This window comes from Enterococcus sp. AZ163, from assembly GCF_050498925.1.
Lineage (GTDB): Bacteria > Bacillota > Bacilli > Lactobacillales > Enterococcaceae > Enterococcus_A > Enterococcus_A ferrettii.
This window is the reverse complement of record NZ_JBIPAO010000002.1, coordinates 214,089-237,199: the sequence shown is the minus strand read 5'-3', so window position 1 is coordinate 237,199 and position 23,111 is coordinate 214,089. Positions and strand designations below refer to the sequence as shown.

Annotated in this window: 14 protein-coding genes and 1 other annotated feature; of the genes, 8 read left to right on the top strand and 6 right to left on the bottom strand. The window is 37.5% G+C overall.

Annotation, left to right across the window (positions count from 1 at the left end):
- Nucleotides 1-212: 212 nt before the first annotated feature.
- The 5 genes from IGI46_RS19575 to IGI46_RS19555 all read left to right on the top strand — a co-directional run bounded on the left by IGI46_RS19575 (nucleotide 213) and on the right by IGI46_RS19555 (nucleotide 6,953).
- Nucleotides 213-1,064: an AraC family transcriptional regulator gene (locus tag IGI46_RS19575; RefSeq protein ID WP_429974095.1), complete on the top strand. Its 852-nt coding sequence runs from the start codon at nucleotides 213-215 to the stop codon at nucleotides 1,062-1,064.
- A gap of 95 nt (nucleotides 1,065-1,159) precedes the next feature.
- Nucleotides 1,160-3,406: an alpha-galactosidase gene (locus tag IGI46_RS19570; RefSeq protein WP_429974094.1), complete on the top strand. Its 2,247-nt coding sequence runs from the start codon at nucleotides 1,160-1,162 to the stop codon at nucleotides 3,404-3,406.
- On the top strand, nucleotides 3,385-4,773 hold the full coding sequence (melB, locus tag IGI46_RS19565) for a melibiose:sodium transporter MelB (RefSeq protein WP_429974093.1): 1,389 nt from the start codon (nucleotides 3,385-3,387) through the stop codon (nucleotides 4,771-4,773). Before IGI46_RS19570 ends, melB begins: the two co-directional genes overlap by 22 nt.
- Before the next feature lie 43 nt (nucleotides 4,774-4,816).
- On the top strand, nucleotides 4,817-6,316 hold the full coding sequence (gene xylB / locus IGI46_RS19560) for a xylulokinase (protein ID WP_429974092.1): 1,500 nt from the start codon (nucleotides 4,817-4,819) through the stop codon (nucleotides 6,314-6,316).
- A 397-nt stretch (nucleotides 6,317-6,713) separates the two neighbouring features.
- Nucleotides 6,714-6,953: a hypothetical protein gene (locus tag IGI46_RS19555; protein ID WP_429965078.1), complete on the top strand. Its 240-nt coding sequence runs from the start codon at nucleotides 6,714-6,716 to the stop codon at nucleotides 6,951-6,953.
- 62 nt (nucleotides 6,954-7,015) lie between these two features.
- Here the strand turns inward: IGI46_RS19555 and IGI46_RS19550 are convergent, their stop codons facing one another.
- Both IGI46_RS19550 and IGI46_RS19545 read right to left on the bottom strand, forming a co-directional pair.
- Entirely contained in the window at nucleotides 7,016-8,122 is a 1,107-nt protein-coding gene (locus tag IGI46_RS19550; protein WP_429965079.1) for a PLP-dependent transferase, read from the bottom strand.
- On the bottom strand, nucleotides 8,115-9,053 hold the full coding sequence (locus IGI46_RS19545) for a LysR family transcriptional regulator (RefSeq protein ID WP_207703224.1): 939 nt from the start codon (nucleotides 9,051-9,053) through the stop codon (nucleotides 8,115-8,117). The genes IGI46_RS19550 and IGI46_RS19545 overlap by 8 nt, the downstream gene beginning before the upstream one ends.
- A 56-nt stretch (nucleotides 9,054-9,109) precedes the next feature.
- Nucleotides 9,110-9,358 (bottom strand) — a binding site (T-box leader).
- 169 nt (nucleotides 9,359-9,527) lie between these two features.
- Between IGI46_RS19545 and metE the strand changes: the two genes are divergently transcribed.
- The 3 genes from metE (at nucleotide 9,528) to xerS (ending at nucleotide 14,521) form a co-directional block, all read left to right on the top strand.
- The gene (gene metE, locus IGI46_RS19540) at nucleotides 9,528-11,789 is read left to right on the top strand and encodes a 5-methyltetrahydropteroyltriglutamate--homocysteine S-methyltransferase (RefSeq protein ID WP_429974091.1); all 2,262 of its coding nucleotides are present in this window, start codon (nucleotides 9,528-9,530) and stop codon (nucleotides 11,787-11,789) included.
- Nucleotides 11,776-12,657, top strand: a complete 882-nt coding sequence (gene metF, locus IGI46_RS19535) for a methylenetetrahydrofolate reductase [NAD(P)H] (RefSeq protein WP_429974090.1) — start codon at nucleotides 11,776-11,778, stop codon at nucleotides 12,655-12,657. The genes metE and metF overlap by 14 nt, the downstream gene beginning before the upstream one ends.
- Nucleotides 12,658-13,423: 766 nt before the next feature.
- Complete coding sequence (gene xerS / locus IGI46_RS19530; protein WP_207703227.1) at nucleotides 13,424-14,521, top strand: tyrosine recombinase XerS; 1,098 nt, start codon at nucleotides 13,424-13,426, stop codon at nucleotides 14,519-14,521.
- A 291-nt stretch (nucleotides 14,522-14,812) separates the two neighbouring features.
- On the opposite strand, the gene IGI46_RS19525 is transcribed toward xerS, so the two are convergent.
- From IGI46_RS19525 to IGI46_RS19510, 4 genes are all read right to left on the bottom strand, one after another.
- Entirely contained in the window at nucleotides 14,813-15,706 is an 894-nt protein-coding gene (locus IGI46_RS19525) for a glycosyltransferase family 2 protein (RefSeq protein ID WP_242704454.1), read from the bottom strand.
- Nucleotides 15,675-17,699, bottom strand: coding sequence for a glycosyltransferase family 2 protein (locus tag IGI46_RS19520; RefSeq protein ID WP_429974089.1), 2,025 nt, complete (start codon nucleotides 17,697-17,699; stop codon nucleotides 15,675-15,677). Before IGI46_RS19520 ends, IGI46_RS19525 begins: the two co-directional genes overlap by 32 nt.
- Before the next feature lie 10 nt (nucleotides 17,700-17,709).
- Nucleotides 17,710-19,872, bottom strand: coding sequence for a hypothetical protein (locus tag IGI46_RS19515; protein WP_429974088.1), 2,163 nt, complete (start codon nucleotides 19,870-19,872; stop codon nucleotides 17,710-17,712).
- A 1,444-nt stretch (nucleotides 19,873-21,316) separates the two neighbouring features.
- Nucleotides 21,317-23,020, bottom strand: a complete 1,704-nt coding sequence (locus IGI46_RS19510) for a glycerophosphodiester phosphodiesterase family protein (RefSeq protein ID WP_429965085.1) — start codon at nucleotides 23,018-23,020, stop codon at nucleotides 21,317-21,319.
- Nucleotides 23,021-23,111 lie beyond the last annotated feature (91 nt).

The window sequence follows — 23,111 nt, the reverse complement described above, 5'->3', positions numbered from 1 at the left end:
GATTAATCCCTCAAAAATAGTTGTATCAACAAAGCATCCTTAGTAAAATGAACTTAACAAAAGAACCATTAATTGTCTTATATAATAGAAGAAACACGAAAAAAGCCAATGAAAAACCAGTTAATTGGCCTGGACCTTTAGCCAAAAAGTAAAAAAGGACGAGAAAGTTATCAAAAGCTGATATCTCACCTCAGCGGATAAAGGAGAGCACAATGGAAGAAGCCATTTTCTTAGTCAAACGGCAGCGATCGGATTTTAAGGATTTCTATTTTTCCTTTTGCGGACATTCAAAAACATTTCCTGAGCACAGCTTTGGACCAGCCGTGAGGGATGTTTTCCTGATTCACATTATTTTGGAAGGCAGCGGCTACTATTCTATTAAGAAAACCAAATATCATCTTTCCAAAGGACAGGGCTTTGTCATTTACCCTGGGGAGTCGACCTTTTATCAAGCCAGTGAGGAACAGCCCTGGGAGTACGTTTGGTTAGCAATCGGCGGCGAGTTAATCGAATCCTATTTAGCCAACTTAGGCATTACTCCGGCTCATTTATCTTTTGAGGTAACAAACTCAGCCGACTTTCATGCCTTAATCTTGCAATGCTTGGCCTATGAACAGGATACCCAATTGAATGAACTGATTTTGCAAAAAATTGCTTACAGCTTTATGGAGCTGCTGTCTAAATCAATGGTCCATACCTTGAAGGACAGTCACAGTACCAAAATGAACGGCTATGTTTTAGAGGCGTTAGAGATCATTGGGGAACATTTCTGGCGGAACATTACGGTTAAGGAAATAGCCGAACAGCTGATGATTGACGCCAGCTATTTGTCCCGTTTATTCAAAAAGGACATTGGAATTTCCATAAAATCTTATATTAATGAAATGCGGATTTCAACTAGCCGAGATATTATTGCAACGACTAATCTACCAATTTCTAAAATTGCTGAGATGGTAGGGTTCCCTACGACACAAGCTTTCTCCAAGGCTTTCAACAAAGGTATGGGGTTGTCACCCTTCGCTTACCGCAAGGAACGAATCGGCTCAAACCGCGAAATTTCATAAAGTCAGAAATTGACAACTTTCCGTATCAAAGAGCGCTTACTTTTAAGGTAAGCGCTTTTTATAATGGAGCTAAGTTAAACGGAGGTGTCACCAATATGACAAAGCAAGCAAAAGCATCAATTGAATATCTAGCGATTTGCAAACAGTTCCATTTGTCTAACAAACAAATCAGTTATGTGTTTTGTATAGCTGAGGATGGTAAGCTACTGCAATTATACTATGGTAAAAAAGTACCTCAAGAAAAAGATTATGCTCATTTGATTGAACGACACTATCGGCAGCAAGCCACTTGCCGAACGAAGGATGATTTATTGTATTCATTGGATAGTTTAAAACAGGAGCTGCCTGAATACGGAACGTCCGATTATCGTCACCCAGCGATTCGCTTACGTCAGTCCAATGGCTCAGCCATCAGCGAGCTGGTTTATGATTCTTATGAAATAAGAGCTGGTAAAGAGCCGTTGCCAGGTTTACCTGCAACCTATACTGAAGATTCGTTGGAAGCAACAACTTTAAAGGTACAGTTAAAAGATGAACTCACAGGCGCAGTTGTTGAAGTTGTTTATACTATTTTCTCAGAGCTGTCAGTGATTACTCAAAATGTAAACGTTCTAAATCACGGGACAGAGAATCTTTTCTTAACCCATCTCATGAGTTTGAATTTGGATTTGCCCGACAGTGATTATGAATGGCTTCAGCTTTCAGGTGCCTGGGGGCGAGAACGTCACGTAAAAAAGCGTACCTTGCAGCAGGGAATTCAATCGATTGAATCTACCCGTGGGATATCGAGTCCACAGCAAAATCCTTTTGTAGCCTTGGCACGACCGGAGACCACTGAATTTTCCGGAGAATTAATTGGGGCGACACTGGTTTATTCAGGAAATTTCCTGGTGCAGGTAGAAGTGGATACCTTTGATGTGACGAGACTACAATTAGGCATTAACCCTTTCAATTTTGAATGGAAGCTGGCTCCCGAGGAAAGCTTTGTTTCTCCTGAAGCGGTGCTGGTTTATTCTGATCAAGGATTGAACGGCATGAGTCAGACCTTCCACAGTCTTTTTAGAAAGCGCTTAGTTCGCGGGAACTGGCGGGATCAGGAACGTCCCGTTTTAATTAATAATTGGGAAGCGACTTATTTTGACTTCACTGAGGAAAAATTACTGACAATTGCTAAAAAAGCCAAGCAGATGGGTGTTGAGCTTTTTGTCTTAGATGATGGCTGGTTTGGTCGGCGGACTCATGAAAAGGCTGGGTTGGGTGATTGGTATGTCAATCACGATCGGTTACCTGATGGGATTGGGACTTTGGCTGATAAGATTCGCGCCTTAGGTTTGAAATTCGGCCTGTGGTTTGAGCCGGAGATGGTTAATTTGGATAGCGATCTTTATCGCAATCATTCTGACTGGATGCTTCATACTCCGAATCGTAAGGCTAGTCACGGCCGGCATCAATACGTGTTGAACTATGCCAATCCCGATGTCGTTGACAATATCTTTCAGCAAATGTGTTTGGTAATTGATGAATCCAAGCTGGAGTACATCAAATGGGATATGAATCGGGTGTTGTCTGAGGTTTATGCTGTCAATCTTCCTGCTGATCGCCAAGGAGAAGCTTTTCATCGCTATGTATTAGGTGTTTACGATTTGTATGAACGTTTAACAACGAAATATCCTAATATTTTGTTTGAATCTTGTTCCTCCGGCGGGGGATGCTTTGATGCGGGAATGCTGTATTATGCGCCTCAGGCTTGGACCAGTGATGACACGGATGCTGTGGAACAGCTGAAGATCCAATATGGAACCAGCTTTTTATATCCATTGTCCTCGATGGGGTCTCATGTATCAGTGATTCCTAATCATCAGACCAATCGTTTAGTACCTTTAAATACCCGGGCAAATGTTGCTTACTTTGGCACTTTTGGATATGAATTGGATTTAAGCAAGTTAAGTGAAGCCGAGATCGCTGAAGTTAAAGGGCAAGTGGCCTTTTTCAAAAAGTACCAGTCAGTTTTCCATAATGGGACCTTTTACCGGATTCAGTCACCCTTCAAGAAAAACAGGACCGAAACTAGCTGGATGGTGGTAAGTGAGGATCAGACCATTGCAATTGCTGGATACTACAAAATGTTAAATGAAGTCAATCGCTCCTTCCATCGTATGAAGCTTCAGGGACTAAAGGATGATTGGGATTATGTAATTGATGGAAACGTCCATAATGGGGCTGAGTTAATACACGCAGGATTAGTTTCTTCCGATGCTTCCAGCGGATTTTTAATTGATCAAACGCCACTGCCGCCGACCCACGACTATGATTCAAGACTTTGGATCATCGAAAAAGCTTAAGCAAGAGAAAAGGAGAAAATACCATAAAAGTATCCGCAAAAGAAAAGTATTCCTACGGTTTAGGTGCATTAGGAAAAGATATGATTGTTGCTCTGATTTTCGTTTTCGCGATGTTGTATTTTACTGACGTATTAAAAATATCCGCTTCATTTGTCGGAAGTTTATTTTTTCTGGCTAATTTCTGGGATGCGATCAATGATTTGGCTATGGGAGTCATCGTTGATAATACTCGGACCAAGTTTGGGAAATTCCGGCCTTGGCTGGTCATCGGTACGTTGCTAAATGCTATTGTATTCGTTTGTTTGTTTACCAACTGGGGCTTATCAGGAACGGCTCTTTATGTCTTCGCTGCGGTGATGTACATTTTATGGGGAATGACCTATACAGTAATGGATATTCCTTATTGGTCGATGCTTCCCAACTTGACTAGTGACAAAAGGGAACGTGAAAAGTTATCCGTCATCCCTCGTATTTTTGCTTCGATTGGCGGCTCATTAATTGTCGCTGGTTTCGGCTTGCAGATTATTGACTTCCTGGGCTCTGGAGATATGCAAAGCGGATTTACCCGTTTTGCTTGGGTAATTGCCATTGTCTTTATTGTGACCATTGGCATCACAGTGCTAAATGTGAAATCCGCTGATAAAGCGGTTAGTAAAACTGCTGAAAAAGTATCTGTTAAGCACTTAATGAAGATCATTTTTCAAAATGACCAGCTAGTAGTTGCCATTGGTATTATTTTAACCTTCAATTTGGCGATCCAATTTGTTAATGGGGTGTCGACGTATTACTTCATTTATGTAACCGGTAGTAAAATGATGTTCTCTGTCTTTACTATGTTTGCTGGTTTTGCCGAAATCGGCGGCTTGTTCCTATTTCCTAAGCTGGTTGGCAAGATTTCACGGGCAAAGGTTTATCTGTTGGCTTGTCTATCACCGATCGTTGGATTTGTTTTATTACTAATCACCGGTTATGCTGCACCAGAAAATGTGTTCTTAACTGCTGCAGCTGGAATTTTAGTTAAATTAGGTTCTGGTTTGCAATTGGGAACAGCAACGGTTATCTTAGCCGATGTTGTGGACTACGGGGAATACAAATTTGGTACCCGTAACGAATCTGTGACCTTCTCGATTCAAACCTTGATGATTAAGTTTTCTTCCGCAATTGGCGCTCTCTTGACTGGATTTGCTTTAGATTTAACCGGTTATGTACCTAATGCTGTACAGAGTCCAGCTACTTTAAAGAAGATCTACTGTCAGAGGAAAATCTGGAAATGCTGGAAAAACTGCCAGCTGATATATAAAAACCTTAACAGTAAGTCTATCTATAATGACAGACTTGCTGTTTCCCTTAGTAAAGGAACATGCTAAGCTTATAAAGAGTGCAGCATATTAAAAGAAGGATGGAGATCGTATGTATTTATTAGGTATTGATATCGGCACGTCTTCCTGTAAAGCAGCCTTGTTTAATCCTGCTGGAGAAGCCATTGCCCAAGCAAGTGAAAGTTACCCCGTTTTTTATCCTCAGGAGGGCTGGGCCGAACAGAATCCAGCTGACTGGTGGCAGGCGGTTTGTAAAGCAACCAAGAAACTAATTGAACAGTCAAAAATTGATCCGAGTGAGATTGTTGGAATTGGAGTAGCAGGACAAAGCTGGTCAGCAATTCCTATGTCAGCTGACGGACAAGTTCTAGCCAATACGCCGATCTGGATGGATACCCGAGCGGTGGATAGTTGTCAGGAGCTGGAGGAACAAATTGGCGAAGAACGGTTGTTTCAGCTTTGCGGAAATCCGCTTCAACCGGCCTACACATTGCCAAAAATTCTATGGTACAAAAAGCATCAACCAGAGATGTATCAAAAAATCGATAAAATTTTGCAGTCCAACAGCTACATTGTTTATCAGCTGACCGGCTGTTTCTCTCAGGATGTTTCCCAAGGCTACGGGTATCAATCATTTGATATGCGAAAAGGTACCTATGACCAAACAATCTGTCAGGAATTAGGCATTCCGCTGGAAATATTGCCAGATATTTTCGCCTGCCATGAGGTTGTGGGCAAAGTAACAGATGAAGCTGCTCTTCAAACTGGACTAACTGCGGGCATACCAGTTGTGGCTGGCGGATTAGATTCTGCTTGCGGCGCTTTAGGTACTGGAGCAATTCAAGCTGGCGAAACGCAAGAGCAAGGTGGCCAAGCTGGAGGGATGGGCATTTGTTTAGACACCTACCAAGCGGACAAACGATTAATCCTTAGTAATCATGTAGTACCAAATAAGTGGCTGCTTCAAGGTGGTACCGTTGGTGGAGGCGGTGTGCTGAATTGGCTGGAAAAACAGTTAAGCGATGCAGAAAAACTAACAGCAGCCAAAAATAATACCAACAGTTTTATTGAATTAAGCTCTTTAGCTGAAAAAGTCTCTCCTGGTTCAGATGGATTGATCTTCCTGCCCTATATGGCGGGAGAACGTTCCCCGATTTGGAATCCTAAAGCCAAGGGCGTTTATTATGGACTTGATTTTAGTAAAACAAAAGGTCATTTGATCCGATCAGGAATGGAAGGCGTAGCTTATTCCCTTAAACATAATCTGGAAACTGCTCAGCAGGCTGGTGCAGAGGTTTCATTGCTTCGAGCAATGGGGGGAGCTGCCAACAGTGAAGTATGGACACAAATCAAAAGTGATGTAACAGGCAAAGAAATTCGTGTGGTTAATACAGATACTACAACGACTTTAGGTGCGGCCCTGTTGGCAGGAGTAGGGACAGGTGTTTACACTGATTTTGAGGAAGCCGTAGCTAAAACCGTAACCTATGGTCGAACACATTATCCAAATCCTGAATTAGCCGATGTTTATCAAGCAGGCTATCAAAAATACTTGGCAATTTATGAAGGCTTGAAAGATCTTATGTGTTAGCCTTTAAAATTGAATAACAATATCAGCCACAGTCCATTCAGTAGGAAGTTTTTTTGCTGAATGGGCTGATTGTCGTTCGTAATTTTATTATGTAAACAATATTAACGATTCTAACATTTCTTTGAAATCAGCTGCAGTATTTTCTGACTAATGACGGGGCCTCTGTTTTTTTGAAAATGAAAAGATTTCTTTCAGAAATACACTTTTCATAGACTGAAAACTTATGGTAAAATCATTATTGTCGGTAGGCGGTTCCCTTACTCATCAAATTCTAAGTTGGCAAATAGTCTCATAGAAATTTGCGGCTTTAGACTGAGGTGAGGGGCTAGAGGAACATGCTACACTTCTTATAGATAGAACACCTTGGTTTAAGGGAAATGATAAGGAGGGAAGAGAAGTGGAAAATATGGAAGGCCATTTGGAATACAGCCATACAGAGGACAAATTAATTCAAGCTTCTAATCGAGTACGTTGCAAACAAGCAAAAATTTCTGTTGTCACTTCTATGGCCGCCGTTTTAACTGGTTTCAATGTTGATGCTTTTGCTGACAGTGTGGTGGGGCCTATCATGGTTGCGGCCGGCATTGCGGCAGGTTTTACAAACATTTATTTATTGAAAAAATACAGCACCAAATAATCCAGCAATTATATTTTTAACCGCCCGTAGTGAATAATGAGTATTCGCTACGGGCGGTTTATTTATTTAATTCGTTCCAAAGCTTGCTTCAAATCTTCAATTAAATCATCAGAGTCCTCAATCCCAATCGACAACCGTAATAAATTATCGGTTAATCCGTATGACTCTCGTAATTCCTGTGGGATTTCCGCATGGGTTTGAGTTGTTGGATAAGTTACCAAACTCTCCACACTGCCAAGACTTTCTGCAAAGGTAAATAATTTCAATGCTGACAGAAAAGTAGAAATTTGCTCCGCGGTTTTTAATTTGAAGCTAATCATGCTGCCTTTTCCAGGATAAAATATTTGCTGGATTGCTGTGTGTTCTTGTAAGAAACCTGAGATTACTTGTGCATTTTTCTCTTGTTGATTGACACGCAGTTTTAATGTTTTTAATCCTCGAATTAATAGCCAACAATCAAATGGTGCCAAAACTGCACCGGTCGTATTCAAAATATACGCCAACCTTTCTCCGATTTCAGCTGAATTTGTGACTACTGCTCCAGCCAGTAAATCATTATGTCCACCTAAAAACTTAGTTGCTGAATGAATTACAATATCGGCTCCTAAATTTAGCGGTTTTTGAATAATAGGGGTCAAAAAGGTGTTATCAACAATTACCAAACAGTTCTGATCCTTAGCAAGTTTTACAACATAAGAAATATCTACTTCATTCATTAAAGGGTTAGTTGGTGTCTCGATAAATACTCCAGCAAATTCTGAACGAATCTTAGCTTTGTAATCCTCAATCGTATCAAAATATTCAAATTGATAGCTGCCTTTGTTTGCAAGTGCATTAAAGTAACGATAACTGCCTCCATAAAGATCTCGGGAAACCAAGAAACAGCTGCCAACGGGAAATAACTCGAAAACTAATTGGATTGCACTCATTCCTGAACTAGTTGCAAAGCCATGCGTTCCGTTTTCTAATTCAGCTAAAGCATTTTCAAGCACTTGACGAGTCGGATTAGCCGTACGAGTGTAATCGAAACCAGTGCTTTGTCCCAATTTGGGATGTGCATAGGTAGTCGAAAGATAAATCGGGGTATTGACTGCTCCTGTTTGATCATTGGCATGATTACCGATTTGAGCTAGTTGTGTTGCAGCTTGCCAATTATTTTTGTTAGACATGGGTTTCCTCCTCAATAGTCGCAAAGCCATAATCGCGAATATGTTTCTTCAATGTATTTAGATAATGCTGGCCTAGTACAGACAAATGACTCCGCTTGCTTTTAATCCAGCCAATTTCCATCCGATCAGGAATAGTTAGTGGTATTGCCACGATACTGTCATCGTTCAATTCACGACTGATAATTCCAGTACTGAAGGTGTATCCATTCAAACCGACCATCAGGTTAAAAATTGTCGCTCGATCGCTGACTTTAATATGCTTTTTGTAAGATCTAGTGCTGAGAATTTCCTCGGAAAAGTAGAACGAGTTGCTGTTGCCTTGTTCAAAGGACAAATAAGGTAAATTCTCTAGTTCTTCCAATGAAACAGAATTTTTATCTGCTAAAGGATTGTCTTTGCTGATAAAAATATGCGGTTCAGAAACAAAGAGGGAAGAGAACACGAGATTCTTTTCTTCAAATAATTTCTCCAGAACCTTACGATTAAAATCATTCAAAAACAGAATACCAATTTCACTTCGGAAGCTGGCTACATCTTCCAGAATATTTTGAGTCTCGGTTTCTCTTAAAGTAAATTGATAACAATCGTCTTCATAAGCTTGAATAAATTCTACAAATGCGTGTACTGAGAACGCGTAGTGCTGGGAAGAGATCGACAAGCGAGACTCTCGTCTATCGAAATGTTTGTAACGCTTCTGCAGTAAGTCTACCTGATCGGTAACTTGTTTGGCATAGGTCAGAAACTCTCGACCTTCTTCAGTTAAGGACACTCCCAACTTGCTCCGGTGCAGCAGACAAATACCCATTTCGTTTTCCAACTCCTTGATAGCATTAGATAGTGTCGGCTGTGATAAGAACAAACATTTTGCTGCTTCATTGATAGAACCAATTTCGACAATTTTTTCCAGATACTCCAATTGTTGAATTCGCATATACGTAGTCTCCTTTCATAAATAAACACAAAAAACGCCCTTCTTCTCATTACAAGAAAAAGGGCGAAAGAATTCGCGTTACCACCTTCATTTGTCGCATCTTTGCAGATGGGACCTTAGCCAGTACGAGTTGTTCACTGATACTGCGTTGCGATAACGGGCACCTCCGTCAGCTGCTTGTGGTTTCACTCACTGCTGAATGCTCAAAGACCATCTTCCAAACGATCCCCATTACTTCTTTTCACCAACCGAAGCTCTCTTTCAAAATGGTTTTCTATTTGTACTCTTCTTTTCGACGCGTTGTTTATTGTTTTATACTATAAGCAACTTTTTCTCATATGTCAATCATCTTCCTCATTTTTTTCTCATTTTTAGTTATAGAATAATTTTGTAACAGGTTATAAAAATTTACAGTTAGTCAGTAAAACTTAGCCGTGTTACAGTTCTTCTCATAACTACTGAGGAGGCGATTCAATGAAAACTACGGTTGTAGGATTTCCTAGAATTGGGGCAGATCGAGAATTAAAAAGAATTACTGAAAGCTATTTACACCAAGAAAGTACTGCCGAAGAACTGATACAAGAGGGAAGACGTTTAAGAAAAGCTCATTGGCAACTGATGAGGAACGCTGGAATTGATTTGATTCCCAGCAATGATTTTTCTTTCTATGATACAACTCTGGATACAGCTGTCTTGTTAAATATTATTCCGAAACGTTATGCTGACTTAAAACTATCCACCTTAGATACTTATTTTGCATTAGCAAGGGGATACCAAGGAGATGCGGGGGATGTAACTGCCTTGCCCATGAAGAAATGGTTTAATACCAACTATCATTATTTAGTCCCTGAATTTGAAACAGATACGCAGGTGAAGGTAGTCGGCACAAAGATATTTGAGGAATATTTGGAAGCAAAAACAAATGGAGTTGAAACAAAACCAGTTATTTTAGGACCCTTCACTTTAATTAAGTTGGCTGCTTTCAAGGATACAACTTATCAGGAACACTTACCTCAATTAGTTGCTGCCTATCAGGAAATTATCCATCGTCTGAGTCAGCAGGGAACGCAGTGGCTGCAGCTGGATGAACCCTATCTAGTGAAAGATTTATCAGAAGAGGATCGTTCTTTATTTCTGAAAATTTATCAAAATTTGACCAATTCACCACGAAACATCAAGCTTTTGCTGCAAACTTATTTTGGTGATGTTCGAGACATTTACGAAGATCTCTTAGAACTGAACATTGATGGTATTGGTTTAGATTTTGTAGAGGGCAAACACAGCCTAGAGCTAGTGACTGCTTCTGATTTTCCTGAAGATAAATTATTGTTTGCTGGAGTGATTAATGGAAAAAATATTTGGCGCAATGACTACCAAAAGTCGTTGATTTTGTTGGATAAACTACCACCTAAGCAATTTGTTCTCTCAACCTCTTGTTCCTTACTTCATGTTCCTTATTCCGTCGAACAAGAGTCATTTCCAGCCGAAATTACTAAGCACTTTTCTTTTGCTAAGGAAAAATTGACTGAGTTGAAGGAAGTAGCTGAAAACTTGGATCAAGAAACAGAAGGTTGGGGCTTTAACCAAAGATTATTCCGAGAGAACAGAATTGTTGAAAAAAAAGCGTTGAGTAAGCAGCTAGCTGCCTTAACCGAAAAAGATTTTCAACGACAGCCTGAATTCAGAACGAGAAACAGGCTTCAAAAACAGACCTTAGATTTACCACTATTACCGACCACCACCATTGGTTCATTTCCCCAAACCCGGGAGGTTAAGTCGACACGAGCACGATTTAAAAAGCAGCAAATCAATTACGAGGATTATACAGCTTTTTTGAAAGAAAAAATTGCTGATTGCGTAGCTTTTCAAGAAGAAATTGATTTGGATGTATTCGTCCACGGTGAATTTGAAAGAAATGATATGGTAGAGTACTTTGGTGAAAATCTGGATGGCTTCTTGTTTTCTAAAAAGGCCTGGGTACAGTCTTATGGGACACGGTGTGTAAAGCCGCCAATTATTTGGAGTGATGTTTCTCGGAAACAATCAATTACTGTGAAGTGGTCCACTTATGCCCAAAGCTTAACTGATAAGCCAGTGAAGGGTATGTTAACAGGACCAGTAACTATTTTAAATTGGTCATTTCCGAGAGAGGATATTTCAATTAAAGAGTCAACATTACAAATTGCTTTAGCTATTCAAGAAGAAGTTTTAGATTTGGAAGCTAACGGTATCAAGATTATCCAAATTGATGAAGCTGCCTTGAGGGAAAAGCTGCCATTACGAAAAAGCGACTGGTATGGAGAATATTTAGATTGGGCTATTCCAGCTTTTCGGTTAGTTCATAGCAAAGTAGCTCCTCAAACCCAAATTCATACCCATATGTGCTACAGCGAGTTTGCTGATATATTGCCGGCAATTGACCATATGGATGCCGACGTAATTTCATTTGAAGCTTCTCGTTCTAATTTAGCCTTATTAGATGATTTAAAAGCTCAGAATTTCCAAACAGCTGTAGGACCAGGAGTTTATGATATTCATTCACCAAGGATTCCAGCTGTGAAGGAATTAGAAACAACTATAGAAACTTTATTAGAAAAAATCCCGACTGAAAAATTATGGATTAATCCTGATTGCGGATTGAAAACAAGGGGCGAAAAGGAAACATTTGAAAGCTTGGCTAATTTAACGCGTGCAGCCAAAGAAATAAGGGAGAGGTTGGTCAATGAAACCATCTAAAACTAGTTTATCCTTTGAAGTATTTCCTTCAACTTCGAAAGCCACCGATGACAGCTTGTTTGCTTCTTTGGAGCAGATGGAAGGTTTAGCACCCAATTTTATTAGTGTTACCTGCAGCAATCGGCAAGCTTCATTGGAAGATAGTACAGTAAAAATTGCTGAGCATATTCAACAACAGCATCAAGTAAACAGCATTGTTCATTTAACAGCTGCCTATTTGAATAAAGGGGAGGTTGATACAATTTTGACCTCCCTGCAGCAAAAAAATCTTCAACATATCCTGGCTTTACGCGGCGATCTTTATCCTAGTATTCCACGAAGCACTGATTTTCCTCATGCCAGCGATTTGATAGACTACATTAAGAAGTGGAATCCAAGCTTTTCAATTTCAGCTGCTTGTTATCCGCAAGGTCATCCAGAATCAGCCAACACGGTAGAGGACATCCATCATTTAAAGCAAAAAGTCGAGGCAGGCGCAGATCAACTGATTACTCAAATGTTTTTCGACAATCAGAATTTTTATCAATTTCAGGAAAATTGCTGGTTAGCAGGAATTGAAGTCCCTATACTAGCAGGTATTATGCCAATTATCAATAAACGGCAAGCCGAACGAATCCTTCGAACAGCAGATGTTCAACTGCCTAAAAAATTTCTAGCAATTTTAGATAAATATGCTGACAATCCTGTGGCTTTGCGAGATGCGGGAATGGCTTATGCAATTGATCAAATTGTTGATCTGGTAACACAAGGTGTATCGGGCATTCATTTGTATACAATGAATAAAGCAAAGATTGCCCGAACTGTTTATGATGCAACACAATCATTGTTTGATTTGGAAACTAATAATACTGTAATAGAATCAGCATAAATCTGCGTGCTGATTCTTTTTTATTCTCATTGAGAATATACGTTCCCGTAAATCGAATAATTTAATGAAAGAATTCTATCTCTCAGTAAATTACAGCTACAATCGGTAAATCTTCTAAAAAGAATTAGTTAATACCTAATCAACGATTTTTTTAGATCATCAAACAAGATAAGAAGGCCTGAATAACTGGCTTTTATTTAAAGATTCCTTTTCATCTTTCTAAAAAATGTACGTTTTTCGGAAAGATGGGTATAATAGATTTTATTGAATAGACAATTATAGTCATATATAGGTCTAATTGGGTCAAAACAGTCATTTTTCTAAAAGGTTTAGTTGCCACTTTGCTTCACTAATTTTCTACCTCAAATTTTTTTGTAAAAACATGCTCATTATTAGCAACAATCAATTTACTTGGGTCGTTGCTAAGCTGAAAACTAACCGAAGAAAAAATTTGAGATAAAGCATTGTTGAAATCATTTTTTAGCTATTTTAAAGCATTTTTCGGGTTTAGACTTTCTGGCGATTTCAAATAGTGATTCATAAATATATTATGTAAACAAATTCCCCATCATTCTGAAAAGATGTGTTTTTTCAGAAAAATAAAATAACAATACTAATACTTCTTATCCCCTACTATTATCACCATTAAGGCATTTAAAAAAAATAAAATAAAAATGTTTGACAAATTGGTATATACCGACTATTATTATAGTAAGAGCCTCTCTTCTCATTATCACAAATTTGGTCTATACAGGAAGGTGATTTTATGTCCAAAGAAAAAGCCAATGAAAAAATTGATCAACTTCTTGATCGCATGCCCTCATTCATTCAGGAATTTGTCGAAATAAAAAGCGCGGATGAATACTCGCCTAATACAATTCTTGAATACTTAAAAAATTATCAGCAGTTCTTTCAGTGGCTGATCCAACAAAAACATGTACCAGAAATTGAAATGAGCGCCATCTCTCCTGCTTCTTTAGACAATCTGCAGCTGCGAACGGCTACTCAATACAAGTCCTATCTACTAAGACGTAAAAAACAAAATACTCGTCAAATAAACCAAGACGGCTCAAAAAAGCAATCTAGCGATACCCTATCAAAAGTAACTATTCAACGGAATATCACCGCATTAAAGGTACTATTCAAATATTTAGCTGAGAGTTCCAACAATAGTCAAAACAAGCCCTATTTGACTCATGATATTATGCGAGAAATTGCTAATGTATCCGATCGTCGAACACTGCAATCACGAGCAGATATGATTGAAGATAAGCTCTTCTTAGGTGATGAAACGGAAAATTATCTGGAGTACATTCGCGATATTTATCCTAAAAATCTTTCCCCGCAAGCAATGAAATTTTATCGTCGTGATTGCGAACGCGACTTATCCATTAACGCTTTGATGCTTGCTTCTGGTCTTCGTTTATCAGAGGTAGTGAATATAGATCTTGACGATATCAACTTTGAACAAAATCGTGTGACGGTTGTTCGTAAGGGAAATAAAACTGATTCAGTACGAATTGCAGCCTTTGCTATGGAATATTTAGCTTCCTATCTTGCTATTCGCGAAGAACGGTATCATCCAGACAAATATGAGCTAGCTTTCTTCCTCTCAATTAGTAAAGGAAAAGCCAAGCGAATTACAGGATCGGCAATAGAGAAAATGGTCGAAAAATACTCAGCACAATTCAAAATCCGCGTAACTCCTCATAAATTGCGTCATACTTTGGCTACCAGACTCTATCAGCAAACCAATAACCTGGTACTTACTGCCCAGCAGTTAGGGCACAGTTCAACTACGACTACAACATTGTATACACATATTGAGAGCGATACGACAACAGATGCATTAAATCAATTGTAAAAAATAAACCAATCATAAAAACTAGAATTTTTATGGTTGGTTTATTAGCTGTAGTTTATAAATCATAGCCTACAGGATTTTTCTATTTTAAGTCGTCCATTCGCTGCTGTTCTTTCTAGAAATTTTTGACACGCGAGAAAAAGATAGAACGCAAATCAAGTTTTAAAGTACACGCAACTTATGCAGGAGTAGCTTTAATAGCTGTTTATCTTAGTTGCAGGGCCATTGATAAAGTAACCCCTCACTTCGCTGACAGCAAATCTAAGCAGCAATCAAGAGTTTATCAATCGCTCATTCTCGTCTTTCTTCAATGATATATCGTGGCCTTTTTTTTGTTTCCAAATAAATTTTCCCTGTATATTCACCGTGTAAACCAACCGCCGTCATGATAAAACCGGACAATATCCATTGCGTTATCATAAGCGATGCCCATCCTTGAACTGTATTCCCTAGCAATTTCAAAATTAAAACGTAGACCATGTATAAGATTCCGAATGCTGTACAAAGAAAACCTAAATTACGTATCCATTTCATCGGAGCGATCGATAAGCTGGTAATGCCGTTGAACGCTAACGCTACCATCTTTTTAAGACTATATTTTGTGGAACCTTTTAACCGAACTTTCCTGTCATAATACACCTTAGAAGTTGGATAGCCCATCAATGGAATCGTTCCTCTTAAAAAAAGATTTGTTTCTGTATAATCAGCCAGTGTATCCACTGCTCGTTGACTCAATAGTCGGAAATCAGCATGGTTAGGTATCATATCAATTCCTAAAAAACTTGAAAATTTGTAAAAGAACAATGCAGTATTTCGCTTAAACCAAGTATCATTTTTTCGTTCTCTTCGTACACCGGCAACTATCTCGTAGCCCTTATTAAATTCGATAATCATTTCTTCGATTGCGTGAATATCGTCTTGCAGATCAGCGTCTATCGATACATAAATATCTGCTTGACCTCTTGTCTCCATCAAACCTGCTAACAAAGCATATTGATGCCCAAAATTACGACTAAATTTCAATCCGATAACCGGCAACCTATCTATAGATTCATCAATCAATTTCCAAGTGCGATCAGTACTTCCATCATCTACTAAAACAATTCGACTATCTTGTGTGATTAACTGTTGCGAAATTAACTTATTTAGATAATCAATTAATTGGTGCAGAAGAATTGGTATCATCGCTTCTTCGTTGTAACACGGAATTATCAGATAAAGAGTCTTCACTGCTTTTATCTTCCTTTCTTAGTGTGAGTAAGTTCGTCAAATTTAAAAGGAAAACACGCACCCAAAAACGAGCGTTTTTTTCACTGTTGATGTAGGTGGTATCCTGGTCATGTAAAATATTTAAATACCGATAATAGTCTTCATCCGATTTATTTAAGATAGTTAATTCATAAACACCATTTTTCTTTTTTAAATTGGTTCTTCCAAGCAACTGAACATTAGTGTATTTATCTGTTCCAACTTCAAAAGTAAATGTCTCATCTGGTTTGATTTCATTTGGCAGCTTGTCTAAGTAAATAAATTGTTCGTTTACTTTAATGGTTTGGATTGAACTATTTCCAATCTTAAGGTTTAATGACAGTTTCCACATCGTGAATTCTTTTGAGATATTGTCTCGTTGTCGCATAAAACTCATCGCAAAAATATCGTAAATGATGTTCTTAAGTGACCAATAGGCAAGTATTCCTATTGAAAAAATGTTCATGACAGTCCAGTACTTACTGAACAATAACCATATTGCAAAAACATTCAAGCCTAAGTTGATCAAGTAGAATAATACGATCCCGTAATACTTTGAGAATTGCTTTTCATATGTTTTAGGTGTGATAAGAAAATCTGTTTGAGAAATACCTATCAATTCTTCCAATAACCCTTTTATGATCAATGGTGTCAATATATGGTCGGTAATATTAGCATAGGTTGCAGAGACTTTTTTACTAGAACTCTGCTTCAAGGCCAAATTATAAATCATATAAGATGTCCCCCATATAATTAGAAACACTAATGGATTGGCTATAACGATTTTAAGCTGAAAGATAACCGTAAATGCTGGAATGAACATGAAGACCAAACGTCTTATAGGGAAAAACCAGTAATTATATGAGTGTAGATAGGCTAGTTTAGTTCGAAGAGCAACACTGGAGGTAAAAAAGTTATGACTTCTAATGCTCTTGATAAATCCGCGTGCCCACCGTTCCCGTTGTATTTTTAAGCCCTCAATTGCTGTAGGATTCATCCCATACGCATAACTCTCAGGTATTGCTTTGGTTTTGTATCCAGCCTTTAATAAGACCAAACTCGTTGATAAGTCTTCCGTAATGCTGTCAGTAGCCATTCCATCCACATTTTCTAACGCCTTTCGAGAGACAATCGCATTCGAACCACAGAAAATAGGCGCATTACTTTCATTACGAGAAGGATTTACTGTTTGGAAGAAATATGTTTGTTCCTTTGGCAGCTCTTCTTGAGCATAGAGATTGTATTGAAATAAATCAAAGGTATAGAAATCTTGCGCGGATTGAACATATGCCGAGGGATAATTATAGTCTTGATCAATTAATCCCTGCTGATATTCTTCATAAGTATCATAATCCGTTTCACCTAACTGATAGAAATGTGGCACGATACCTTTTAAATAATTGGACTTAGGAATCATATCACAATCTAAAAATGCAACTAATGGCGACGAAGTCTGTTGCAGTGCATGATTTATGTTTCCTGCTTTTTTATGTTTGTTTTTTTGTGGATCGAGACCAATATAGCCAATATCCCATTTTTCACAAATATTTTTTACAGCTGGACGTAAACCATCATCACACAAATAGATATGCACTTTTGATTGATCTGGATAGTCCATTGTTTTACAACCATTAATTGTCTTTTGTAATAATTCAATATCTTCATCATGAGTGATAATAAATACATCTACCTCTGGAAAAAATTCAGCTGGCAATTCTTCTATATTCATTGGATCTTTATAAAACAGCTGACCAAAAAAATCTGAAACTCCTTGCATATTGGAGGTTAATTCAGCAACAAACAATAGTAAGCTAATTAATAGAGAGATAAGATTATACTGAACTGCTAAGGTGAAAAATAGACGATAACTCAAATAGATCACTTGAGACACAATCGCCACTATCATCAATAGTTTGATTCGCTTTTGCATAGTTTCCCTCTCATTCTAAAACAGTTGGCGTAAAGTGGACGGCAACATTGTTTGGATTTGATATCTCAACCGTCAAAATTCGACTATTATCGACGGGTATTTCGAAGTCATGCTTTCCTATCGTTACTATTTGTTGTTCTATTTGTTCACCGTCAAGGTTGATTGTGACGGACATATTCGCCTCATATGTTTCGACCATAAAAGAATACGTTTTAAACCCTTTTGTTGGTACAGTGACAGCAATGCGATCCCTTCCATGTATATCAAAATAATTTTGCCATAAATCATATGATTTTGATTCACTAGCAATAGTACTTAATGCTAAGGCATAATTTGGTTGAAAGAATTTATCATCAGGATATTTTTCTTGAAATGCCCCATATAAGGAATCAACAAGATCCTTTGTTGGTTCTTTGATACGATGATAAACTGTGTAGGTGTATTTATTTGATTCTATTTTTTGGATCGGCTGATAAAATTCCTTTCCAATTGTTGTCTCTTTAATCAATTCAATTAATCCAAGCATTTCAATTTGCTTTTCAGGATACCAAGAGGCCAATGGATCAGATAAAACTACATATTCCGCCTGAAAAAAATAACTCGGAAACCCATCTCGTTTATCCGCATTTGCTGTTTCTAGCATGTTAGGAAAATTATCGACAGTTTCAGGTAAATACAATCTTTTAAATGATTCAGAAGATAGCTGTTTCATGTCTCCAACAGCATAAGCAAACTCATTTTGATCATTCATTGTTGTTTTCAAATATGAATCAAGTTGGTATAAACTCTTTGTTTCAGAAGTTACAGCTTCAGGTTTAGCCTCCAATCCTGTGGTTAATGGATTGGTGTATGCTTGAACACTGTTTGTCTTTGTAGAAATAGGAAATACTGCGTTAAATAAGATTATAGATGCTACGAGCAGCGTAAATCGTTTATGATGCAAGTATAAATTGTTGATCGTATACATATATATAAAGGCAGCAAAAACAACTAAGAACCACACGATCAGATATTGATGATGAAAATCCATTTCTTGTACTGTCGCAAAAATCCCCATGGCAATAACAACCGTAGTTATTAAGCGATTTGTAATAGAAAATGTAGCGGGTCTTTTTAGTGCAACGTAAGCACCTAAAAAAGCCATTCCAATAAGCAAATAGCCAAAATTGTTCACCAAATACATGAGTCTTGTTGATATTTCGCTGGATGCATAGGCTTCATACTGATCGGAGTAGTTCGAAAGAAATTTTGGAATTATATTCGAATTCAAGAATGACAAGGCCACAATACTTAAAGCGGCTATCGTCCCCTCTGTAGCAATTAATACACCCCACTGCTTCCTGTCGAATTTCCACTGCTTCCATTGGATAATGAGCAAATCTAAGAAAAATGATAAATAGAACCCTATAATAAAATAGGCGTACCAGCGTCGTACTAAAATAACTAAAAAGCTAAGTATGCTCAACGACACTACTTGTTTAAATGAATACTTAGTGTAGTCTATATCAAAGGTTTGACAAATTAACAGGCCTACAAACATTAATCCCCATACATCATCGAAGCCATTGAGCAGTGGATAAAACATATTAGCGCTTAAAAGAATTAATAAGAAACTAATGCTCACCTGCAGACTGCTTAACGGTTTCGATTTCTGTATCCCATTGTATATTTTTAATGCTATCATTAATAAAGCCATTGTAGCCGGAATATAGTATAGAATATAAACGGCCGTACAATGGACGCTGTAGCTGTAAGGGACAACCCAAGCAACGGATGCCAATAATAATGTGTCAATGTGCGTATAATCATTCGCCAAAGTATCCCTTACAAAATGGAGATAATCCTGAACGTTGATACGATAGGATTCATAGCGTTCCAATACTTTTAAGTATGAATTAATGTCATCATATATTTTGATATTTGTATCATTTAAGCTATACCAGTGTAGAAAAAATAGACCCAAAAAAATAGAGGCTCCAATGATGAGATATAAACCAATTTGAGACCTTTTAGATAGTTGTTTTTTGAAATTCACATATGACCACGTACCAAAACCAAATATATAAAATGACAATAATGCAGCGCTAAACAAATAAGCATTGTTCATAATGTATCCTGTAATAATAAGTGCTAAAAGTAGTATCAGTATAACGATTGTACGGTGCTTCCTCATGTGTTGACTCCTTAAAATTCTTATCGTTCTTTGATCTGAGATTTTTTTAGACCTGTAAAAATAGTTGTAATAGTCAGATGATAGATCTCCAGACTAAATATAAAAGACAATTGGGTGTCTTTTTTTCTGATGACTTCGAACGGAGGAATAGCTCCAATACTAGTAAGCAGCTAAGTTCTTTCATCTCTTCTAGTCAATTCTGAGTAGCTTTTCTTAAAGCATAATAAATTTTCTTTGGATTAAATTCACAACACTTTCAACAATTTATTTCTTTTTTGTGTAACTAATATATCATTTTTTTATAAATCATATTCAATACGTATGATTTTATCCTCTCTAACTATACAATGAGAATATAAAAGATATAATATATCTTTTTGTCCACGCTCCCCATTATAATATAAATTTCCCACTTTACCTTAAGTTTAAAAATGCTAGTTACTTATGTAAACTATTACCAACTAATCTTTTTACTTTTTTAATAAGTTTAGCGTATAGATTATAACCGTTATAAATAATGCGACTTATAAAATAATCATTTGACTACTAAAATAGATTTAATTGATCCCTTATATTAAAGCAATAATGAAAAGATAGTTGTCATTAACGTTTATCCAGAATCACGTGTAATGGTGGATATATATTTCGTTTTTGTTACAATTACTTTTTGAGGAAATACTTTAAATGAAGAACCTAGTAATAAAATACGCTGTTTAAATCAGGTCTTCTAGACTAATTCATGGCGTATTTTATGACTAGGCTTTTTTTGTAAATCAGATGACACTACCAGTTCCTCCGCTCAGATTATCCAACCAGTTCTTCCAGCTCGATAATTTTTTAGCGGTTTGACCTTGTGCTAAAGTAGAACTTCTTTTTTTATCAGACTTTCATTCACTATAAAAAAATATAGGACCTTTAACAAAATTGTCAGCTTGTAATTCGAAAAAATTTTAATTTTTTTGGACCTCACTATCTAGCCAGCAATCGATCCTAATAGTTTTTAAATACTATATTTTTTAAACCAAGCGTATATTCTGTCTAATAACATCATGTGCCCAAAAGACTTTAAAGTGCCAACCAAGAATAACAAGACAATAAACTTAAGAGAAGTTTCCAAAAATATTAGCCGATCTCGTAACGTTAAGTAAATAATTGTACTCGCTATCACCAGTATGAATCTGCGAATTCCTCTATTTTTAATAGAGTTCCTTATTTCCGAATAACGTCTCATGAATCTCTTTTTTTCATTATCAGATAAAGGTTGTATTCTTTTTCCCATGTATCTCCTTTCGTAATTACGATTTATAAATTACCTTGAGAATATACATTTTCTTTTTCATTCTCACTATAAGATACGTTAATTAACGATAAATCATTTCGAAATAGCTAAATCTTTGCGCAAAAAAAAACCGTTTTGAGTTCCGATTCTCAAAACGATCGTTCACTATCCAGAGTTTTTTGGTCCAGTTTTGGCAGTAATAAAATCCACACCGATTTTTTCAGCTTGCTTCCATTCTTTTTTGGGAATTGTCCAGGCGTTTATTTTTAAACCGAGAGATTGGGCCTGTGTTACTAAATCAACCTGAGAAATAATACTATCGTATCTAATATCTAATCCAGCATTGTTTCCTAAATGATAAACATCAGCAATCAATTGTTCATTTAGTTCGTCACTTAATAACTGTACATGGATATTTGGCAACCGCTGCTTTATTTCCTGCAAATGACGGTAATCAAAAGAAATCACCATGCCATTTTCCCCGAAACCATAAGTATCAATTAGGTAAGCTAGACTATCATAGTCTTCGGCTGTTAAATCAGTTGGCTTCAAATCAATCAAAGGAACTCTCTGGTAATACTGTATTGTAGCCAGATAGTCTTCTAATGTGGGAACGATTAGTTGGCCTTGATCATAGCTTTCGACATTTCTGCCGTTATCAATTCTCAGCTGATTAATATCCGCTAAAGTTAGCTCACTAATCAGTCCACTGCCATTGGTCATTCGGTCCACACTATCATCATGCATGATAACCCACTGCCGATCTTTAGTCAGCCTAACATCTGTCTCAACGCCCCATGTAGTGGCCTGCTGAAACGCGGGTAAAGAATTTTCGGGAGCTACTCGGCTATTTCCCCTGTGGCTGACAAAACGAACATCTTCACTTTTTTCACTAACCTCCAAATTATCTGCAGAAATATAGCCATTTGGAGTCTTGAAGATCTTTTGCTCTTCATTATAGACGATCCCTTCAACCTTTAGCATCGAGTTACGTTCTAGACTATTGCCTCCCTCATTTAATGCTCGATCTTGATAAATTGTCGTATCTTGCAGCACACGTACACGCTTTGGTAAAATCAAATTAATCTCCACCTGATTCATCTCACTTTGAGCAGATAACCCATTCTGACTAGTGAAAAAAGCTTCAGAAGAATAAATTCCGTTTTGAAAATCAAAATCTTCATAATCCATCCGTATGTTATAAGTTGTGGAAGATTTTTGCTGCCCCCGATAAACTTTTAGATCACTTTTATCCTCTTTGGACCATACAGGGACGTCTATTGTTTCTACATCAGCCGCACTGTTTATCTCCATCAATAAGTCAAATTGTCCTTTGTCCACTCTTGCAGGATCAAGTTTTGCTGAAATAGTTGGTTGTTTAACCTCGAATTCCCCAAACTCGATCTTGTCACAGCGGCCATTTTTATTAGTTGCTAAGACTAGAACTTGATAGCAGCCAGCAAATTTGTGATTCTTTATGGGAACATCGGCTTTCCACACTTGATAGGTTGAGTCCAATGCAGCGGTATATTTTTGACGATCAGTAAAATTTTTCTGATCACCCCAAACGACAAATTCAACCTTCTCAATATCCCTTGTATAGGTAAAATCAGCCAGCATATGATACACTGTCTGTTTCTTATCTTGATTAACCAGACGAAAAACTGGACGAGTATTTACTATGCTGTTATTTTGCAAACTCTTTTGATAAAAGCGATTGTCCAAAGTTTCAGAGAACTGACTGTTTAGCCAGACATCGTCCGAATTCATTCGCTTCATTTTTTTCTCGTAAGCATTCACTGGAAAATTAGCTTGTGAGAAGGGCGAATCATTTAAAAGCTCAAATGTATCTTCGGCCCCAAATGCCATCCTATCTCCAAAAGTTAAGAACAACAGTAAGAAAAAAGACGTCCCACTTATTTTAATCATTTTTAGTAAATTTAATTTGTTCATGTGTGCA

Bases quoted from the DNA above. Each gene is read 5' to 3' on its own strand.
- IGI46_RS19575 (WP_429974095.1), top strand. From the start codon at position 213: ATGGAAGAAGCCATTTTCTTAGTCAAACGGCAGCGATCGGATTTTAAG.
- IGI46_RS19570 (WP_429974094.1), top strand. From the start codon at position 1,160: ATGACAAAGCAAGCAAAAGCATCAATTGAATATCTAGCGATTTGCAAA.
- xylB (WP_429974092.1), top strand. From the start codon at position 4,817: ATGTATTTATTAGGTATTGATATCGGCACGTCTTCCTGTAAAGCAGCC.
- IGI46_RS19550 (WP_429965079.1), bottom strand. From the start codon at position 8,122: ATGTCTAACAAAAATAATTGGCAAGCTGCAACACAACTAGCTCAAATC.
- IGI46_RS19545 (WP_207703224.1), bottom strand. From the start codon at position 9,053: ATGCGAATTCAACAATTGGAGTATCTGGAAAAAATTGTCGAAATTGGT.
- metE (WP_429974091.1), top strand. From the start codon at position 9,528: ATGAAAACTACGGTTGTAGGATTTCCTAGAATTGGGGCAGATCGAGAA.
- metF (WP_429974090.1), top strand. From the start codon at position 11,776: ATGAAACCATCTAAAACTAGTTTATCCTTTGAAGTATTTCCTTCAACT.
- xerS (WP_207703227.1), top strand. From the start codon at position 13,424: ATGTCCAAAGAAAAAGCCAATGAAAAAATTGATCAACTTCTTGATCGC.
- IGI46_RS19525 (WP_242704454.1), bottom strand. From the start codon at position 15,706: ATGATACCAATTCTTCTGCACCAATTAATTGATTATCTAAATAAGTTA.
- IGI46_RS19520 (WP_429974089.1), bottom strand. From the start codon at position 17,699: ATGCAAAAGCGAATCAAACTATTGATGATAGTGGCGATTGTGTCTCAA.
- IGI46_RS19515 (WP_429974088.1), bottom strand. From the start codon at position 19,872: ATGAGGAAGCACCGTACAATCGTTATACTGATACTACTTTTAGCACTT.
- IGI46_RS19510 (WP_429965085.1), bottom strand. From the start codon at position 23,020: ATGGCATTTGGGGCCGAAGATACATTTGAGCTTTTAAATGATTCGCCC.